The following is an 18,794-nucleotide window of genomic DNA, read 5'->3' as shown; positions in this document are numbered from 1 at the left end:
GGAACCGCTCTCGCTCAACGTATTACCTACACGGTAGCCTACCATGCAATAATCATTCTTCTTGCCATCCATCTCAGACAATTGCTTGCCTAATACGGCGAAGCTGTCACGTCCGTAGAAATCATCGGCGTTGATTACGGCGAAAGGCTCATTGATAACCTTCTTGCCCATCAATACGGCATGGTTGGTTCCCCACGGTTTCTCACGTCCCTCCGGGCAAGTGAAGCCCTCCGGAAGATCGTTCAAATCTTGGAATACGACTTCAACCGGGATATGGTTCTCATATTTGGAGATGATTTTCTCACGGAAGTCTTTCTCGAAAGATTTGCGGATAACGAATACAAGTTTACCGAACCCGCCACGAATAGCATCGAAAATAGAATAGTCCATGATGGTCTCGCCATTGGGACCTAGGCCGTCCAATTGTTTTAATCCTCCATAACGACTACCCATTCCGGCTGCCAATACAAATAATGTAGGTTTCATAATGCGTTTCTTTAATGTGTTTTTTAATTCTTCGGGCAAAGTTAATAATTATAGAAACATTGCCATGTTATTGTCCGTCTTTTTATAAAACTTCTAATACGACGATCGACATGGGAGGAAGGCTGACGCTTAACTTTCCCTTTTCCACCTTGGCTCCCTTGAAAACTTCCGGCTTGACCTTCTCCGGCGAATCGAATGTGTTATAGTCGTTTATGGAGGACGCTGTCAGGATACGCCCGTTCACGCTCTTTATCGTTACGTTTTGCAGGTCGATATGGATGTTCTCGCTTTGCCGGGGATCTACGTTTGCCAACGAGATATGGATTTTACCCTGCGAGTCCCGGGATGCGGAGGCGCTTACGACCGGCACTTCCCGGTTGTCTCTTACTTTCTCCTTGTCGCAGATTAGATCCATCGGCAAAAAGGTAGCGTCTTGATGAACCTTGTACATCTCGAACACATGGTAAGTAGGCGTAAGCACCATGTCCTTGCCTTTCGTGAGGATCATGGACTGCAATACATTGACAATCTGTGCGATGTTGGTCATTTTCACTCGGTCCGTATATTTGTGGAAGACATGTAGGGTAAGAGCGGCTACGAAAGCGTCGCGCATCGTGTTTTGCTGGAACAGATGGCCGGGGATCGTACCGGGTTCCACATCCCACCAAGTACCCCATTCGTCTACCATGAGGGCTATATTTTTCTTCGGGTCGTATTTATCCATGATAGCGATATGCTTTTTAACGACATCCTCTATCTCAAGGCATTTTCCTAAGGTCCAGTAATAATCCTCCGTGTTGAAATCGGTAGCGGAGCCTTTATTGTTCCAATCTCCTACTGTATAATAATGTAAAGAGATACCATCCATGCGTCCGCCGATTTGTTTCATCAGCGTCTCGGTCCAGTTGTAATCATAATCGCTGGCACCGCTGGCGATCTTGAACAAGACATTGCTATCATAGTTACGGCAATACGTAGAGTAACGACGGTAAAGGTCGGAATAATATTCCGGTCGCATACTGCCCCCGCATCCCCAACTCTCGTTCCCAACGCCGAAAAACTTGACTTTCCATGCCTTATCCCGGCCATTTTTCCGGCGTAGGTTGGCCATAGGGCTGTCTCCTTCCGAGGTCATGTATTCCACCCATTTAGCCATTTCCTCAACCGTACCGCTTCCCACGTTTCCGCTGATGTAAGGCTCACAACCTAATAACTCACATAGATTCAAGAACTCATGGGTTCCAAAACTATTATCCTCAATCGTCCCTCCCCAGTTATTATTCACCATTTTCGGGCGATTTTCCTTGGGGCCGATTCCATCCATCCAATGATATTCGTCGGCGAAGCAACCGCCCGGCCAACGTAAGTTCGGGATCTGTAGTTTCTTCAACGCGTTTAAGACATCCGTACGGTATCCTTGGGTATTAGGGATGTCGGACTCCGGCCCCACCCATAAGCCACCGTAGATACAACTCCCTAGATGTTCGGCGAATTGCCCGTAAATATGTTTACTGATCTGTTGGTTACCTTGCTCCGGATAAATACGGATATTCGCGTCTCGCTGAGCGAATAAGGGAAGGGCGATAAATGCCCAAACGCTGATTATTAGTTTCTTCATGATATAAATGATTTGTTGGCAAAGATACACTTATTCTTGAATACATGAATCCTTTTATCGTTCGAAAAACACGTACGTGTTTTCGGAAAAAGTCGTACATGTTTTAAAAGAAACACGTACATGTTTTTCTTTTGCGTATTTATCGTATCTTTGTAAGGTTTTAAGGCAAAAGACTAAACAAAATGAGAAAGAGAAAAATGTTTCCGTTTTTAGCGGCTGGGATAGTCGCTTTAGCGAGTTGTAACACTCCTCAGAAAGAGGTAGTGAAGATCGCTGCTATTAATCCTGCGAATATGGATACCACGGTTGCCGCAGGCACGGATTTTTATGAATACGCTTGTGGTGGATGGATTAAGAATAATCCTTTGAAACCGGAATACGCTCGTTTCGGAACTTTCGACCAATTACTAGAGAATAACCAAGAACAGCTCCGGGTATTGATCGAGGAACTTAGCGCTACGCCCCATGAGGCGGGCAGTGTCGCCGGGAAGATCGGCGCTTTGTATGCGATGGGATTGGATAGCACGAAGTTGAATGCCGATGGAGTGGCTCCTGTCAAAGAGGAACTGGCCGCTATCAATGCGCTGGCAACGAAATCGGATGTCTCTAAGATGGTGGCTACGCTTCATAAGGAAGGCATGGCTCCGTTCTTCGCTTTGTTCGTGGGCGCTGACGAGAAGAATAGTGCCATGAATATCGTCCAGCTGTATCAGGCTGGTATCGGAATGGGCGATCGGGATTATTATTTATTGGAAGATGAAGGCTCCGCCAAGATGCGTGATGCTTACAGGGCTTATATAAATAAATTATTTACATTGGCCGGCTCAAGTCCGGAGCAAGCGGATGCGGCGGTGGATGCCGTGATGAAAATAGAGAAGGCTATCGCCGAGATCTCTTATGGCCGTGAGGATTTGCGTGACTCCCAGAAGAACTATAATAAATTGGCTTACGAGGATTTCAAGCAAATAGAATCCCCGTTGGATTGGGATGTATATTTTGAATCCATGGGATTAGCCGGGCTGAAAGAGTTGGATGCGAAGCAAATCAACTTCTATAAGGATATGAGTGAGGCTTTGCGGAATACGACGGTCGATGAGCAAAAATATTATTTGGCGTTTAATTTATTGAGCGCGGCGGCTCCGTACCTAAGTGATGATTTTGTAGACGCTGATTTTGAGTTCTATGGAAAGGTAATGTCCGGAAAGCAGGAACAACAACCTCGTTGGAAGCGTTCGTTGAATACGGTAAACGGTGCGTTGGGCGAGGCCGTCGGCGAGATGTATGTAGAGAAATACTTCCCGGCTTCTTCCAAGGAAAAGATGTTAACGCTGGTGGGGAATTTGCAGACCGCTTTGAGCGAGCGGATCAACGGCTTGGAATGGATGAGCGATACGACTAAGGCGAAAGCGCAAGAGAAATTGGCTGCCTTTACGGTGAAAATTGGTTATCCGGACAAATGGCGTGATTATAGTGGTTTGGAGATCAAGGACGATTCTTATTGGGCGAATGTTCGCCGTTCTAACATCTTCGATATGGCCTATCAATTGGCGGACGTGGATAAGCCGGTCGATAAGTCTCGTTGGCATATGAATCCGCAGACCGTGAACGCTTATTACAATCCGACTACGAATGAGATCTGTTTCCCGGCTGCGATCCTTCAGCCTCCATTCTTTAATCCGGATGCCGACGATGCGGTGAACTATGGCGCTATCGGCGTGGTAATCGGCCATGAGATGACGCATGGATTCGATGATCAGGGACGTAACTACGATAAGGATGGTAATTTGATCGATTGGTGGACTGCCGAGGATGCTGTCCGTTTCACGGAGCGTGCTGATAAATTGGTTGATCAATATGACCAGATTATCGTAATAGATACGCTTCATGCCAACGGACGTTTTACGTTGGGTGAGAATATCGCCGACCACGGAGGTTTGTTGGTCGCTCACCAAGCTTATTTGAATAGCTTGAAGGGCAAAGAGACTCCGGCCCCGATCGATGGCTTCACGAATGAGCAACGTTTCTTCTTGGGGTATGCGACGTTGTGGGGACAAAATATCCGTCCCGAGGAGATCCGTCGTCGTACCAAGATCGACCCGCATTCATTGGGAAAATGGCGTGTGAACGCTGCCTTGCGTAATATCGCCCCGTTCTATGCCGCTTTTGACATTAAAGAGGGCGATCCGATGTTTATGGCTCCGGTTGATCGGGTGGTTATCTGGTAATCCAAATACAGAGTTTATATAAGTGAGGGAAGTATGTCACGTCAAAAAGGCATACTTCCCTTTTTTCGTTTATCCCGATTTGGCGGTCTGATACACTTTTCTTATTTTTGTTTGATTAAGAACGTTATACATGAAAATTTTATACCATGCGAAACTATATATCAATCGCCTTACTTCTCTTGGCATCTTCTGTTTTTGCGTATGATCCTCCCACGATGGGATGGAGCTCATGGAATACCTATCGAGTGAATATCAGCGACAAACTGATAATGAAACAAGCTGATGCGATGTCGCGGAATGGCTTGAAAGAGGTTGGATATAAATATATTAATATTGATGACGGGTATTTTGGGGGACGGGATGCGAGCGGGAAGTTAATCACTCATCCGGTCCGTTTTCCGAATGGCTTGAAGCAGACGGTAGATCATATCCATGCGTTAGGGTTTAAGGCGGGTATTTATTCCGATGCGGGCCGGAATACTTGCGGCTCCTTTTGGGATAAGGATTCTTTAGGGATCAATGTCGGCTTTTATGGGCACGATCGTCAGGATGCGGACTACTTCTTTAAGGAAATAGGATTCGATTTTATTAAGATCGACTTTTGTGGCGGCGACGCCAAACAGAATTTCGATCAATTAGGTCTGGATGAGCAAGAGCGATACACGGCGATCCATAATGCGATACTAGCTACCGGCCGTAAAGATGTGCGTATGAATGTATGTCGTTGGAATTTTCCCGGTACGTGGGTGCATGACGTTGCCTTCTCATGGCGTATCTCGCAAGATATAAATCCTAGCTGGGAGTCCGTGAAGAATATTATCCGGCAGAATCTATATTTGTCCGCTTATGCGAGCGAAGGAAAATATAATGATATGGATATGCTTGAGATCGGCCGTGGAATGAGTGAGGAAGAAGATAAAACTCATTTTGGAATGTGGTGTATTATGAGCTCCCCTTTATTGATTGGCTGTGATCTGACTACCATCTCTGAGAAATCTTTGCGGCTACTGAAAAACGAGGAACTGATAGCGTTAAATCAAGACGTACTAGGCTTGCAAGCTTATGTCGTTAAGCAAATGGATGGAGTGTATATCTTGACAAAGGATCTGGAAGAAGTGAATGGGAATACATGCGCTGTCGCCGTCTATAACTCTACGGATGAGGAACGGACTATTCATCTGGATTTTGCCGATTTCTATTTGCGGGGCGACGTGAGTGTACGGGACTTATTTGAAAGGAGAGATCTTGGAAAGTACAAGGATCGGGATTTTTCCGTAACCATACCTGCGCATGGGACACGTATTTTCCGTCTGGATGGACTGGAAAGGGGAGAACGGACGGTCTATGAGGCGGAATGTGCTTGGTTGCAAGACTATCAAGAAATAAAAAATCACAAAGCGTTTGGAACGGCGATTTATGAGGATGACGGGAATTGCTCTGGAGGTGCGAAGGTTACGGGATTAGGTAATCGTGATAGCAATTATCTGGAATGGCATAATGTATACAGTCGTGAGGGAGGTTTATACTTGATGTCCGTGGATTATCAGTGTGCGGAGAATCGAGAATTAATTTGTCAAGTTAATGGAGTTGTCGTAAAAAATGTAGAGGCTCATCCTGCGCATGAGGTCGCTAGCGAGCAAATAGAGATCCGTCTGAAACCCGGTATGAATCGCATACGCTTATCGAATGGAAACTCATGGATGCCCGATATCGATCGTATGGTTTTACAAAAGAAGTGATTGCCGGCTACGTGCTTGAGGGAATTTTCATTCTTCTATATTCTTGAGGTGTCATTCCCGTATGCTGCCTGAAATATTTGTTGAAAAAAGACAGGTTGTTAAAGCCTAAAGAGAAAGCGATCTCTTTTACGGTTAAGTCTGTCGATCTTAATTGTGCCTTGGCATCCATCGTGATAATGGAGGAAATGATTTCCAAGGGAGTAAGTCCGATCGCTTTCTTAATAGTCGTGCAGAAATGAGGTAACGACAAATTTAATTGAGCGGCGTAAAAAGAAACGCTGTGCTCGGTGGTATAATGCTCTACGACAAGTTGGATAAACTTACGGTAAATCTCATTGGTGCGCGTACGGATTCCATTTGTCCAATGGCTATGATTTTTATATAACTCAGCCGTTCCTTGCATGAATATCGTGAGATAAGCGATGACTAGGTTTTTATTTACCATAGAATAAGACGGGGATAAGGATTGCGCACGTATCAATAAACGGTATCCGTCAATATATAATTGAGCTACAGATTCTTCCAGCGGCATGATCGGATGTTCCGTGATAACGGGAAGAAAGCTCATGGTTGATTTAATAAAATTGATGTTTGTCATAAACTCCGAAGAGAATCCGGCGAAATAGAAACGAGCGTCGTCCGATATTTCATGGAACTGGATAAAATTGCTGGGCACTAAGGTCACGAAATCATATTTGTTAATCGTATACTTCGCTAGATTGATAGAAGCCTGCACGGAACCTTCTACACAAAGGAGAAACAAACCTGCCTTTATCTTATGAGGCAGCTTGCTGTATTTGTTTAGCGTCTCTTTTGTGATACGATCTCCGACGATAAAATCGTTCGTGATATCGAATGTGAGCATTTCCTTTTCCATATCTAATCGGTAATTCGTCTCAAATATAGGAATTAATAAATACTTATTATTCAAGATAATAAAAATAGAACATAGAAACGAAAGAATGGATATTGATTCCCTAAAATTTAAGGGCGAACTTTACAAATGACTACTAATCGTAGGAAAGAGGAAACAAAAAGAATATAGTTCGTTTACTAGAAAAGTATTTTGATTATGGAAAAAGGAAGAATTGGACTAAACGCAGGAAAAGTGTGGCATGCGCTAAACGAGGTAAATGAAATATCTACGCAAGAGTTAAGCCGTAAATTGTCTTTAAGTATTGAGGACCTAGCCTTGGCTATTGGCTGGTTGGCTAGAGAAAACAATATTTATATCACGAGAAAGAATGGTTTGTTGTATGTCAGCAATGGCATCAAATCCAATATGTACTATTAGAAGGAAACAAAAAAAGGCTATCCATCACGGACAGCCAATCTCAATTGTTAACCTTAAATCTAATACCATGAAAAACACAGTGCAAATATAGAGATTTTATGTTATGTAGCATAATGAATAGTTTGGAAATCTCATTTGCTTAACTTGATTTAACAAAATCATGTTCTAAAACATATCTTTTGAGGCATAATTCATAAACACAAGCGTTACTTTTATCTATTACCACCTTTACTTGACTTTTAAATCAAGTAAAGGATGGTAATTTAAGTAATGCCTTATTCGGCTAGTAGAATGATATGTTTCGTTAAGTCATTAAACTTGATAAAATAGGTACCGGCGGAAACCTTTACATTATCACCTCCGTCAAATTTGGCGAATTGTCCTTGTTTATCGTTCCATAAACTATTGCTGCCACCGAAACTTACGGCCCAGTCATGATCCGCACGTAATTTCAAACCGCCATCGGACGGAATCTCTATTTTCTCGCCGATCCAGATGTGCTTGTCGTAACTAGCCTGTTGTAAATCTAGATCACCACCCCAATCATTGAAGTCTCCAATCAGGGAGATTTGTTTGTATTCGGTTGTCGCTCCGGTATAAGGTTCGATGCTGTATTTGTTACCAGCCAAGTCTAACGTGATCGTATAATAGCCATCCTGCGTGAAGCCTTCGATATTACCGCTACCGCCGTCATTGCTTAATGCTCCGTCGCTGTCGTAACCCCATTGAATGCCCCAATCACCCGGGGTTTGAATGATCTTGAATGCGCTACCGGCTTTTACGAAACCTGTGTAAGTGAATAACATATTATTGACATCGTCATCAGCGAATATACGCATCGATGGGTCGTTATTGTTCCATCCGTTGTCGAATATGTCACCCACAAAATAAACTTGGGTACGGGCGCCACTATATGGAGTGATCGCCATGTTTACCGTGTTCGAATAAAGTTCGGGAACACTGTCGTTAATAAATGCTTTAAGACGGAAGTCCACATTATAAGCTACGGTAGGATTAACCATTCCCAAATTGTTCATGGCATCATTCAGCTCGAATGTCTTGATCAAGACTTTTTCGCCGGAACCGGTAGTTGGCAGCGACTCGAATTTCTCGAATTCAGTTCCTCCTTCACAGACTTGTACGGTATACGTTACACCTGCCGCAAAACCGTAATCCGGTTGTTCACAGGTAAAAATATCGATGATACTACTGGCATTTTCCGGCATTAAAGTATATGAACTGTTATTCGGAGCATTGAGGGTAAAAGATATATTATTACCTTCTGAGTCCTTTAGGTCATTGATAACCGGATCTTTATCGTCCGTGCAGGCAGAAAAAGCACAGATGCCCGCAAACACGATGGATAATATATTGACTTTATTCATAATTGTTACTTATTAATAGGTTTTACGATTAATAACCCGGATTTTGTTTCAAGTTACTGTTTGCCACGAGTTGGGTCGAAGGAATCGGTAACAATGAGAAGTGACTGGAGATTGAAGTACCTCCCGCTGTCTCGCCTTTCCAATCCCAAGTATAATTGGAGGTGAACTTATTGTAGCGGATCAAATCCGTACGGCGTTGCGCCTCAAAATAGAACTCACGGGCCTTCTCATCAAGCACAAAATCCAAAGTAAGATCGGTTGCCGTAATTTCCGTGGCTTTCGCTCTTTTCCGTAGCTGGTTAATAGCGCTTAAAGCGGCTTGTTTATCGCCTCCCGCCCGTATTGTGGCTTCGGCAAAGGTCAGATTAGCCTCGGCTAAACGGAACAATGGGAAATCCATATCCGGGAACTGCTGATTCGGATCGTGACCGATTTGTCCGGATTTCGTGATATTCTTGAATTTAGTTACAGAATAACCTTCTGTAAACTCGGTCGGCTTATTGATCTCGAATGTACGGTCTGTAGTCCAGAAAGAGGCACGTGTATCAGTTGTTTTCGATAAGTCTCCGTCAGAAGCGAACTTTTTCACCAATGCCATGCGGGCACGGTTACCACCCCATGCTTCTTTAGTCCCGAAATCAACCAGTGCGTTCATGTCACCACTGATAAAGCTGGCGATAAAGAACAATCCGGACCAAGAGCGGGTCTGTACGCCATCATAACAAATCGGCAGGATCATCTCGGGAGAGGTGTTGTTATCTGCAAGGAAATTATCTCCATAATTAGGAGCCAGAGAGAAACCGGCGTCCATGACTTTCTTTGAGTATTCAGCGGCGGCAGACCATTGAGGGGTACCTGTATATACTTCTGCGTTCAGATATAAGCGAGAAAGTAGCATCCATACGGCGGCTTGATCGGCACGTCCATATACATTTGCACGGGGAGCCTTCATTTGTGGCTCGATTTCTTTCAACTCTTTCTCTATATAGGTATAGAGATTCGCCCGGGTAATCCGTTCGGGAACATAGGTACCGATACCCGTGTTCTCATCAACGAACGGGACATTGCCATATAAATCAATCAAATAATAATAATCCAAGGCACGGATAAAACGAACTTCAGCACGCTGTGTAAGACTTTCCTCGTCATCCTTGCCCTCTGTCTGTATTAAGAAGTTATTACACTGAGCGATTTGGATGTACAGACGGTTGAACATATTCAATACCACACCGTTCGAGGCGGTAAACTTAGCGAAGTTCAAGGGATATACATCCACGTCGCCAGACCAAGCGCAAATCGCCTCGTCCGTAGGAAGCTCATTCAGGTTGAATAGCATACGCATCAAACCCGACGCTCCCTCATCCGTGTCGGCGATATCTCCTTGTCCGTCGGGACCTTTATTTCCTGTGATGGCTAATCCCGCATAGATCTTGGCGAAATTGGCGTTCTGATCGAACTCTACGTTTAGGTTCGGATCGATAGGCGTAACATCGAGATCACCTAGGCAAGAGGTGAAGTTTACGCTGAAAACCAGCGATAAAGCCGGTATTATATATTTAAAGAATTTCGTATTCATATAGATATCCTGATTTAAAATTAGAAGTTAAGACTTACACCGAGTATACCTACCAATGGGCGAGGATATACGTTCTTATCGATACCGAAGGTCTTATCAGCTGCGTTCGCTACCTCCGGATCCAATCCTTTATATTTCGTGATAACAAAAGGATTCTGTACGGTTCCGTAGATACGTCCGCCCAATACGCCGAATAATTTGTTGAAAGAGTAACCCAACGTGATATTATCGCAGCGTAAGAAGGATGCGTTTTGTACATAATAATCGGACAATACGTTCATGTTCTGGAAATTCGTATCGAAAGCGGATAGCGGACGGTTGGATAGATAGCCTTTATTGTTAATACTACCTTCACTTAATGCCGCATTGGATGAGGCTACATTATTATATACATAGTTCCCGAGGTTGGAACGAAGTGAGAAACTGAAATCCCATGCTTTCCATACCAATTTAGAAGTAAAGCCCATCGTTACATCGGCTGCCGGTTTATGGCAGAAATAACGGTCCTCGTCATTGATCACACCATCTCCGTTGCGGTCCACGTATAATCCTTCGATCGGATTACCCTGTTGATCATATACCTGCTCGTATACATAGAATGAGTTCGCCGGGTGATTCACACCTTGTGCCTGTATCATGGTCCCGGTACCACCTTCTACGGTTCCTGCCAATACGATGGATGAGGCGTCATCCTGTGCGGTTAGCTTCGTAATCTCGTTGTTGTTCCAAGCGACATTAAAGCCTAGGTCCCATTTCCAATCAGAGGTTGAGATCGCTTTAGCGTTGATGGAGAACTCAACACCTTGATTTCTCAAAGAACCGATATTGCTGACGATACGGTTCTTGAAGTTTGTTCCGGCCGGTACGTCGATCACATTGATCAAGTCCTTAGTTTCTCTGTAATAATAATCCAAGGATGAAGTGATACGGTTATCTAAGAATCCGAAGTCGAATCCGGCGTTCCAAGTAGTAGTCTCCTCCCATTTCAAGTTCGGGTTGTAACCGTCGGGACGGGCGATAGGAACAAATTGGTCGCCAAATTGATAGTAGGCTCCGTCTTGTCCCGCGAAATAAGTCGCCATATACGGGTAGTCTCCTTGCGAGATATCCTGTTGACCGGTAATACCATAACCCAAGCGTAGTTTTAAATCCGATACAGCGTCCACGTCTTTCATAAAGCCCTCTTCCTTGATCTTCCATCCTAAAGCCACGGAAGGGAACAATCCCCAACGGTTGTCTTTAGAGAAGCGGGAAGTGCCATCGTTACGTAAGGTCGCGGTGATAAGATAGCGATTCATGAATGAATAATTGACACGTCCGAAGAAAGAGATCAAATAACTTTCTGTCTTGAAAATATAAGAAGTCGGGTTATCTCCGTTCAAGTTATTGTATGCGTTCTCTGTGGAACGATGGAAATGTTGCCAAGAGTAACCAGCCATGATATCAAAATGATGCTTTTCATTGAAATCCTTAGCGTATTGCAAATAAAAATCCAATAGGTGATTGTATTTGTCGATTGTCTCATAACCTGTTTTGCCGTTATCCACGTAACCTAATGGAGATTCTTTCGGATAGTAAATGTCTTGCGTACCGGTAGCCATATCCATACCTAAATTCAAGTTCGCACGTAATTCGGGAAGGAAATGGAATTTATAATCAACTTGGATATTACCGACCAAGTTTTTAGAATTAGCCTCTTCTTTTTTCTGTTGAAGCATCGCTACCGGGTTTTTTGTAGCGATTGAGATAAATTCACCGGCATTTTCCCAAGCAAAATAACCTCCGTATTTACTGTTGCCGTTCATGACTGGTTGAGTCGGGTCGAATGCGATTGCCGCTCCGATAGCTCCCGTATCGGCGAAACGATTATTTGAGATCATTCCCTTGGCGTTGAAGTTAATATTTAAATGATCTTCGAAGAAACTGGGAGCTAGGTTTACAGATCCAGTATAACGTTCGAACTTAGAGGTTTTCAATATACCATTTTGGTTTGTATATCCGGCGGATACACGATAAGGCATATTATTCAAGCCTCCGGATACCGTGATATTATGATCGGTTCCCACGGCTGTACGGAAGATCTCTTTCTGCCAATCCGTATTTTCTTTTCCTAATAACTTAACGGCGCTTGATTCCGCCCCAAAACGATCCGTTACGAAATTACGATATTCGTCAGCTCCCATAACATCGATTGATTTGGTCTTCGTGCTGATAGAAACGTTTCCATCGTACGTAACCCGTGGGCGGGAGCCTTTTTCACCTTTCTTAGTGGTGATAAGAATCACACCGTTAGAGGCACGCGAACCATAGATCGCTGTGGCGGATGCGTCTTTTAATACGGTGAATGTTGCGATATCGTTCGGGTTGATCGTACTCAACGGGTTGGATACCCCTTTGATACCGTCATTGTCGATCGGAAGTCCATCGATAACGATCAGCGGGTTGTTGCTGGCCGATAAGGAAGAACCACCACGGATGCGGATACTGGCTCCCGAACCCGGAGCTCCACCGTCAGTCGTGATATTTACGCCGGCGATTTTACCGTTGATCATATCGGTTGCGGTGGTGGTCAAACCCCGGTTCATCTTATCTGGCTTAATGGCCGTCACGGAACCGGTAGCGTCATCTTTCTTCACCGTACCATAACCGATTACGACAATCTCGTCCAATACTTCCGTATCTTCTTGTAATACGACAATTAAATTACTTTGTCCTTGGTTGATAATGTCTTGTGATTTGTAGCCTATGTAAGAAATACCGATCGTACTTCCTTTAGGCGCCGAAAGCATAAAGTTACCGTCGAAATCGGTAACAGTTCCATTCGTAGTTCCTTTTTCAAGGATACTAGCCCCAATGATGGGTTCACCTTTCGCATCTTTCACGTTGCCTTTGATCGTGACGTCTTGTGCGAAAACATTGCAGGAGAGAAACAATCCTATCAAGATAGATAAGATTACTCTTGCGTCGCAAGAATACATTTTTTGTTTCATGCATTAGACAGTTTAAGATTAATACTCTATTATATTTATTGAATTTTAGCCATAGTATGTGAATGCAAATGTATGTTTATCAAACCTCTCATGTTGTTAAAATGTTTGTCGATACCCCTATAAATTTACGCAAACGTTCTCGCAAACGTTTGCATTGTATGACCTAAATACATATCTTTGATTTTATAAAAAAGAGAACCATGAAAAAGCGTCAAATCACGATAAAGGATATAGCGAAAGCCTTGCATATTTCCCCGTCAACAGTCTCTCGTTCCTTGGCTGATCATCCGGATATCAGCCAAGAAACCAAGAATATAGTGAATGCTTACGCTCGTGAACATAAATATAAGCCCAATGCCTTAGCCTTGAGTTTACGGACAAATAATACGAAAACAATCGGTGTTATTTTACCGCAGATCGTACATTATTTCTTTTCTTCTGTTTTATCCGGTATAGAGGATGAGGCGGAAAAGGGAGGGTATCGTGTTATTATTTGTCAAAGTAATGAGAATTATGAGAAAGAAGTAAAAGGTGCGCAAGCTTTATTGGAAGCACGTGTTTGCGGTGTCTTGGCTTCTGTCGCTAAAACAACGACGATCTACAATCATTTCCAAGAACTAATCGATAGCGATATACCTATGGTGTTTTTTGATCGTATATGCACGGGGATCTTGACAGACCGGGTGGTCGTTGATGATTATGCCGGGGTTTGTTCCGCTGTTGAATACTTGATTCGTAGCGGTTGCCGGCGAATCGCCTTTTTCGGATCTCCTTCTCATTTAGCGATCTCTAATAATCGTAGGATGGGGTATGAGGATGCTTTGCGTAAAAATGGATTACCGGTAGATAAAGAGTTAATCAAGATTTGTGATAATTATACCGAGGCGCTTCGGTTGACCCCGGAATTATTGTCGTTACCCAATCGTCCGGATGCGTTCTTCGCCGTAAATGATGAGACCGCTATTGGGGTGCTGAATGTTGTAAAGGCCAAGGGATTGAGGATACCCGATGAGGTTTCGATTTGTGGGTTTACGAATAATAGCTTAGCGGAAGTTAGCGATCCCCTGCTGACCTCCGTGGATCAACATGGTTATGAGTTGGGAGCTATCGCTATGCGTTTACTGATAGAACGTTTGAATGGCGTGCGTGACGGGGATCGTATCGTGAGCAAGATTATCAAGACAAATCTGGTGGTGAGACAGTCTACCCGTTAAAAAAGTAGCTTCCGAAAACGTTTGCTCTACTTCTTTGCATGAATTTGAATAGGGACGACGTCCTGTTTCGGAATAATTCCGTATGTTTGTCACCAAACAAATAAATACCTTAAAAAACATAATTCTCATGAAAACAAAACCATTTTTGAGTTTTTGGCAAATTTGGAATCTAACTTTCGGTTTCTTGGGCATTCAATTCGGTTTCGCCCTTCAGAACGCAAATTCAAGTAGAATACTTCAAACCTATGGAGCGGATGTAGAGCAACTATCCTTATTTTGGTTAGCGGCTCCGCTGACAGGTATGATCATACAACCTATCATTGGTCATTATTCCGACCAAACATGGTGCCGTTTAGGACGTCGGCGTCCGTTTTTTCTGGTAGGAGCTATCTTTACGACGATTGCCTTGATATTGATGCCGAATGCGGGATTGTTCTTGTCACCCGGTACAGAGACGGCTATTTTATCTCCCGTATTGATTGGTGCGGGTATGTTGATGATCATGGATGCTTCCATCAATGTAACGATGGAGCCTTTCCGTGCCTTGGTAGGGGATATGCTACCCGATGAGCAGCATACGACTGGCTTCTCGATCCAGACTTTCTTGATCGGCATCGGTGCTGTCGTTGGTTCCTTGTTGCCGAGTATTATGAATAAGGTGTTTGGTTTATCTAATACGGCGGTTGCTGGTGAGGTTGCCGATAATGTTAAATTCGCCTTTTATGCCGGTGCGGCGATTTTATTAGCGAGCGTATTATGGACAATTTTTAAGACAAAGGAATATTCCCCAGAAGAGATGGCTGAGTTTCGGCTTTCCGGTGGTGAGGTCATTGAAAAAAGGCGGGATAGCAATGGTTTTATGGAGATCATGCATGATATCTTTCATATGCCTAAAATAATGTTACAGTTAGGTTTATGCCAGTTTTTCGCTTGGTTTGCCTTGTATTCCATGTGGGTTTATTCTACGCCTGCTATCGCTGAACATGTATATGGGGCAACAGATCCTGCTTCCGCCGAATATGCGATGGCTGGCGATAAGGTAGGTGAGTTATTCAGTATCTATAATTTTGTAGCGATGTTATTCGCTTTATTATTGATCCCGATTGCCCGTCATTTAGGTCGGAAAATGACTCATGCCCTCTGTTTATGCCTAGGAGGGGCAGGGTTGGTTTCTCTCTATTTGTTGAATAACACAGGAATGATGGTCTTTTCTATGATTGGCATCGGTATAGCGTGGGCAAGTATATTGGCGATGCCTTATGCTATTCTTTCCGATAGTCTTCCCGCTGATAAGATGGGTACTTATATGGGTATATTTAATTTCTTTATAACGATACCTCAGATCACGAATGGAATCATTCATGGATGGATTGTACGTAATGTTTATCATGGGCATGCTGTGTTCGCTTTGTTAACGGGAGGTGTTTTCTTGTTTTTCGCCGCCGCCGCAGTTAGTCTTGTCAAAGAGAAAAAGTTCAGTAGAAAAGTGTAAGGTATATAAGTCCGGTTTCCTGTTGTCAAGCGTAAAAACGCTATACCCAAGTCAAACAGCAAGTTATTATAATGTAGGTAGAAAAACGTATCTCAGATAATCCCGGGTCACCCCGGGACAACAACAGGAAACCAATGGACTAACTACTAAAAGGCTTCTTCCTCTTCCTTTTGGCGTGATCCTATGACGCGAAGAACTAACATCGCTACCGTAATCACACCGAGGGATCCCATGGTTACGTTTTTAGTAACCTCATTGTCAAATGTTGTAGTTCCGACTAATACCAATACGATAAATGAAACCATCATGATTGCATCAGCCAAATCCTTATTTATTCTCATGATCTTCTTATTTTTTTAGGATTCGATAATTGTTGTATTTTATTATTCTTTTTCCAAGACTTCCTCTTCCGATGACGTCCCGGTACTACTCAGTCCTTTCATTATGCCATATAGACCAACACATAGAGTACCCATAACTACTACTAATTTAATATAGTCGTTAGGGATGATAGAACTGCATGCGAATACACAACCTGCGATTGTTAGAAGAACATAAAGATATATACGTATTTTACCTGATTTATTAGTTGTCATAATTGTAATTTTTAATTGTTTATAATAATGTAAATGGGCAATAACTCCCCGGAAATATTGATTTAATAAATGCAATATTCCTACCGATAAGACATATCAATGACTTACCGAAAGATACAAATATGAAACAATTAAAAACTAAATAATGAGTTTTCGTAGGGCAAAGACATGCTCTCCCATACGACACAGAAGTGTGGATAAATTTATGATCTGATAAGTGGATATATGTTGAGATACTCTATGAAGTTGATTTACTCCTCTCAAACGCATGTCTTGAAGGGATTTCTCCATATTTTTCCATATCCGTATTTCGATAGTGTTGTTTGCCGTTTGTGAAATCCTGCGGGGAGTTAAGCAGTTACTGCTTTTCAGCTCGTTACTTAATACTTCGAAACGACGTTGGGCATCTGCCGTGTTTTTTTCTTTCATAACGGCCTCTTTAGTCGCAGACATAACCTCATCCATACTCTTTGTTCCTTCTTCGGGAGCAAACAGCATGAAGCTAATCAACAGACCTAATATGAATAGAAAATTCTTCATGGCGCAAATATACAAGTATTTCTTTAGATAATAACAACAGTATATGTTATTTGTTTTTTATTTTTGTAGTTATTTTAAGAATAAAACAATAGAATGGAGAATAACAGATCGAGAATTCAAGCTTGGTTAGAGGCGGCACGTCCGAAAACGTTGCCGGCATCATTTAGTCCGGTATTAGTTGGGTGTGCGCTGGCTTACAGGGATGGAGTATTTAAATTGGCTCCGGCGATCCTTTGTGTTTTGGTGGCTTTACTTGCCCAGATAGCCAGTAATTTTGCCAATGATTATTTTGATTTTAAGAAGGGGGCGGATAAGGAGGACCGGTTAGGCCCGGAGCGAGCGGTGGCTTCCGGTTGGATAACTCCTAAGACAATGCTATGGGGGACTTTTATCACGTTGGGGCTTTCTTGTCTATGTGGCTGTTTCTTGTTGTTCTTTGCCGGCTGGGAGCTCATCGGTGTAGGAATTGCTATTGCGATTTGTGTCTTGGCTTATTCAGCAGGGCCATTTCCTTTGGCTTATAACGGGCTGGGGGATGTGTGTGTCGTATTGTTTTATGGGATTATTCCGGTTTGTTTTACGTATTATGTACAAGCATTATCGTTTTCCTTATTGTCATTCTTGCTTTCGTTGTCATTGGGGCTGTTGTCCGCTAATATTTTGATCGTGAATAATTACCGGGATTATGAGCAAGATAAGGCGGCTCGTAAACGGACTACGATTGTGCTATTCGGGCGTACGTTCGGGTTGGTAACTTATTTGCTGAACGGTATATTGGCTTTTTTGATCACGCTGCCTTTATTGATGGATGCCTCACCTTGGCTTGTTTGTTTATTCGCGGCTTTTAGCGTGCTGTTTGCCGCCACATGGCTGGAGATGAAACAGTATCAAGGCCGTGAGCTTAATAGAACTTTAGGGCATATGGCACGGAATGTATTTATCTATGCCGTGTTGCTTTCAGTTGTATTGTTATTTGGTTCTTAAGATGTGCCGTGCTTTGAACAATCGCTTGGCCTCATGGAGATTTTTCTGTATGTATTTGGACAGGATAATCAATGTAACCGCTACGATAATCAGTAAGATTCCTAAAGCGAGGTGAGGGGTGAAAGGCTCTCCAAAGACTAAAACACCTACGCAGACGGCTGTCACGGGTTCTGTTGCTCCCAGTACGGAAGTTAGGGTGGAACCGATATGGTGTACGGCTTGTACCAATGTAATGTTAGATACTACGGTTGGCAAGAAGGCTAATAAGACGAGGTTAATAAAAGAGGGCAGGTCTGGAATGGGTTGGATTCCTGTTCCTGCCTGTGCTTTTATGAAAAATAAAGAGGTACTGACGATAAATACATAGAACGTAAGTTTTCGTCCCGGCATATCATGTACCCTCGATTTATTGACGGTGACGATATAGAGGGCATAAGCGACGGCGGAGAGTAATACGATGATTACGCCTAGCCCGTTTAATCGCATCTCTCCTCCATCAATGGATAGACGGGCTACTCCACAAATAGCGAGCCCGATCGCCAAGAGCGTAATCCATGATGTTTTTTCTTTGAATACAAACAGCATGAATAGGGTTACGAATATCGGATAGGTGAAATGTAGAGTCGTGGCGATTCCCCCCCCCATACAATTATAG

The 18,794-nt window shown here is 43.3% G+C and carries 15 protein-coding genes; 6 read left to right on the top strand and 9 right to left on the bottom strand.

The window, feature by feature from the left end; genetic code table 11:
• Both QVP94_RS15905 and QVP94_RS15900 read right to left on the bottom strand, forming a co-directional pair.
• Window positions 1–486: glycosyltransferase family protein (locus QVP94_RS15905; RefSeq protein ID WP_502685452.1), on the bottom strand; the 486-nt coding region annotated here is incomplete at its 3' end.
• A gap of 82 nt (window positions 487–568) precedes the next feature.
• A complete protein-coding gene (locus tag QVP94_RS15900; protein ID WP_005855809.1) occupies window positions 569–2,104 on the bottom strand; it encodes an alpha-N-arabinofuranosidase in 1,536 nt (511 codons plus the stop codon).
• Window positions 2,105–2,286: 182 nt separating this feature from the next.
• Between QVP94_RS15900 and QVP94_RS15895 the strand changes: the two genes are divergently transcribed.
• Both QVP94_RS15895 and QVP94_RS15890 read left to right on the top strand, forming a co-directional pair.
• Window positions 2,287–4,329 carry a M13 family metallopeptidase gene (locus tag QVP94_RS15895; protein WP_005855811.1) on the top strand — a complete coding sequence of 681 codons (2,043 nt, stop codon included), beginning with the start codon at window positions 2,287–2,289 and terminating at the stop codon, window positions 4,327–4,329.
• Between the two features lie 146 nt (window positions 4,330–4,475).
• Window positions 4,476–6,068 carry an alpha-galactosidase D gene (locus tag QVP94_RS15890; RefSeq protein ID WP_022192969.1) on the top strand — a complete coding sequence of 531 codons (1,593 nt, stop codon included), beginning with the start codon at window positions 4,476–4,478 and terminating at the stop codon, window positions 6,066–6,068.
• A gap of 7 nt (window positions 6,069–6,075) precedes the next feature.
• Here QVP94_RS15890 and QVP94_RS15885 read toward each other — a convergent pair whose 3' ends face one another.
• Window positions 6,076–6,945: a helix-turn-helix domain-containing protein gene (locus tag QVP94_RS15885; protein WP_008778253.1), complete on the bottom strand. Its 870-nt coding sequence runs from the start codon at window positions 6,943–6,945 to the stop codon at window positions 6,076–6,078.
• 195 nt (window positions 6,946–7,140) lie between these two features.
• On the opposite strand from QVP94_RS15885, the gene QVP94_RS15880 reads away from it, so the two are divergent.
• Window positions 7,141–7,362: a winged helix-turn-helix domain-containing protein gene (locus QVP94_RS15880; RefSeq protein WP_005855817.1), complete on the top strand. Its 222-nt coding sequence runs from the start codon at window positions 7,141–7,143 to the stop codon at window positions 7,360–7,362.
• A 275-nt stretch (window positions 7,363–7,637) separates the two neighbouring features.
• Here QVP94_RS15880 and QVP94_RS15875 read toward each other — a convergent pair whose 3' ends face one another.
• Genes QVP94_RS15875 through QVP94_RS15865 form a run of 3 tightly spaced genes read right to left on the bottom strand, consistent with a single transcriptional unit; the run spans window position 7,638 to window position 13,313 of the window.
• Window positions 7,638–8,747: a SusE domain-containing protein gene (locus QVP94_RS15875; protein WP_005855818.1), complete on the bottom strand. Its 1,110-nt coding sequence runs from the start codon at window positions 8,745–8,747 to the stop codon at window positions 7,638–7,640.
• A gap of 28 nt (window positions 8,748–8,775) precedes the next feature.
• The gene (locus tag QVP94_RS15870) at window positions 8,776–10,323 is read right to left on the bottom strand and encodes a RagB/SusD family nutrient uptake outer membrane protein (protein ID WP_005855819.1); all 1,548 of its coding nucleotides are present in this window, start codon (window positions 10,321–10,323) and stop codon (window positions 8,776–8,778) included.
• A 20-nt stretch (window positions 10,324–10,343) separates the two neighbouring features.
• Entirely contained in the window at window positions 10,344–13,313 is a 2,970-nt protein-coding gene (locus QVP94_RS15865) for a SusC/RagA family TonB-linked outer membrane protein (RefSeq protein ID WP_005855820.1), read from the bottom strand.
• A 200-nt stretch (window positions 13,314–13,513) separates the two neighbouring features.
• Between QVP94_RS15865 and QVP94_RS15860 the strand changes: the two genes are divergently transcribed.
• Window positions 13,514–14,527 carry a LacI family DNA-binding transcriptional regulator gene (locus QVP94_RS15860; RefSeq protein ID WP_005855821.1) on the top strand — a complete coding sequence of 338 codons (1,014 nt, stop codon included), beginning with the start codon at window positions 13,514–13,516 and terminating at the stop codon, window positions 14,525–14,527.
• Between the two features lie 127 nt (window positions 14,528–14,654).
• Window positions 14,655–16,019, top strand: coding sequence for an MFS transporter (locus QVP94_RS15855; protein WP_005855828.1), 1,365 nt, complete (start codon window positions 14,655–14,657; stop codon window positions 16,017–16,019).
• Between the two features lie 146 nt (window positions 16,020–16,165).
• On the opposite strand, the gene QVP94_RS15850 is transcribed toward QVP94_RS15855, so the two are convergent.
• Together QVP94_RS15850 and QVP94_RS15845 are read right to left on the bottom strand one after the other, a co-directional pair.
• Window positions 16,166–16,360 (bottom strand): hypothetical protein, encoded by a 195-nt coding sequence (locus tag QVP94_RS15850; protein WP_005855829.1) that lies wholly within the window; start codon window positions 16,358–16,360, stop codon window positions 16,166–16,168.
• Window positions 16,361–16,753: 393 nt separating this feature from the next.
• Entirely contained in the window at window positions 16,754–17,155 is a 402-nt protein-coding gene (locus QVP94_RS15845) for a hypothetical protein (protein WP_005855834.1), read from the bottom strand.
• 93 nt (window positions 17,156–17,248) lie between these two features.
• Here QVP94_RS15845 and QVP94_RS15840 point away from each other — a divergent pair, with 93 nt between their 5' ends.
• A complete protein-coding gene (locus QVP94_RS15840; protein WP_022192968.1) occupies window positions 17,249–18,139 on the top strand; it encodes a 1,4-dihydroxy-2-naphthoate polyprenyltransferase in 891 nt (296 codons plus the stop codon).
• Here the strand turns inward: QVP94_RS15840 and QVP94_RS15835 are convergent.
• The coding region (locus QVP94_RS15835; protein WP_288213301.1) for a DMT family transporter at window positions 18,125–18,794 on the bottom strand (670 nt) is incomplete at its 5' end. The two genes, QVP94_RS15840 and QVP94_RS15835, sit on opposite strands and share 15 nt — an antisense overlap.

This window comes from Parabacteroides sp. CAG:2 (assembly GCF_000436315.1).
GTDB classification, from domain to species: domain Bacteria; phylum Bacteroidota; class Bacteroidia; order Bacteroidales; family Tannerellaceae; genus Parabacteroides; species Parabacteroides distasonis.
Note: the sequence above shows the minus strand (reverse complement) of the source record. Positions and strands in the feature narration are given on the sequence as shown.

What these genes read in the sequence shown, in the direction of transcription:
- QVP94_RS15860 (WP_005855821.1), top strand. Translation starts at nt 13,514, where the DNA reads ATGAAAAAGCGTCAAATCACGATAAAGGATATAGCGAAAGCCTTGCAT.
- QVP94_RS15865 (WP_005855820.1), bottom strand. Translation starts at nt 13,313, where the DNA reads ATGAAACAAAAAATGTATTCTTGCGACGCAAGAGTAATCTTATCTATC.
- QVP94_RS15890 (WP_022192969.1), top strand. Translation starts at nt 4,476, where the DNA reads ATGCGAAACTATATATCAATCGCCTTACTTCTCTTGGCATCTTCTGTT.
- QVP94_RS15840 (WP_022192968.1), top strand. Translation starts at nt 17,249, where the DNA reads ATGGAGAATAACAGATCGAGAATTCAAGCTTGGTTAGAGGCGGCACGT.
- QVP94_RS15880 (WP_005855817.1), top strand. Translation starts at nt 7,141, where the DNA reads ATGGAAAAAGGAAGAATTGGACTAAACGCAGGAAAAGTGTGGCATGCG.
- QVP94_RS15895 (WP_005855811.1), top strand. Translation starts at nt 2,287, where the DNA reads ATGAGAAAGAGAAAAATGTTTCCGTTTTTAGCGGCTGGGATAGTCGCT.
- QVP94_RS15885 (WP_008778253.1), bottom strand. Translation starts at nt 6,945, where the DNA reads ATGGAAAAGGAAATGCTCACATTCGATATCACGAACGATTTTATCGTC.
- QVP94_RS15850 (WP_005855829.1), bottom strand. Translation starts at nt 16,360, where the DNA reads ATGAGAATAAATAAGGATTTGGCTGATGCAATCATGATGGTTTCATTT.
- QVP94_RS15855 (WP_005855828.1), top strand. Translation starts at nt 14,655, where the DNA reads ATGAAAACAAAACCATTTTTGAGTTTTTGGCAAATTTGGAATCTAACT.
- QVP94_RS15875 (WP_005855818.1), bottom strand. Translation starts at nt 8,747, where the DNA reads ATGAATAAAGTCAATATATTATCCATCGTGTTTGCGGGCATCTGTGCT.
- QVP94_RS15900 (WP_005855809.1), bottom strand. Translation starts at nt 2,104, where the DNA reads ATGAAGAAACTAATAATCAGCGTTTGGGCATTTATCGCCCTTCCCTTA.
- QVP94_RS15845 (WP_005855834.1), bottom strand. Translation starts at nt 17,155, where the DNA reads ATGAAGAATTTTCTATTCATATTAGGTCTGTTGATTAGCTTCATGCTG.
- QVP94_RS15870 (WP_005855819.1), bottom strand. Translation starts at nt 10,323, where the DNA reads ATGAATACGAAATTCTTTAAATATATAATACCGGCTTTATCGCTGGTT.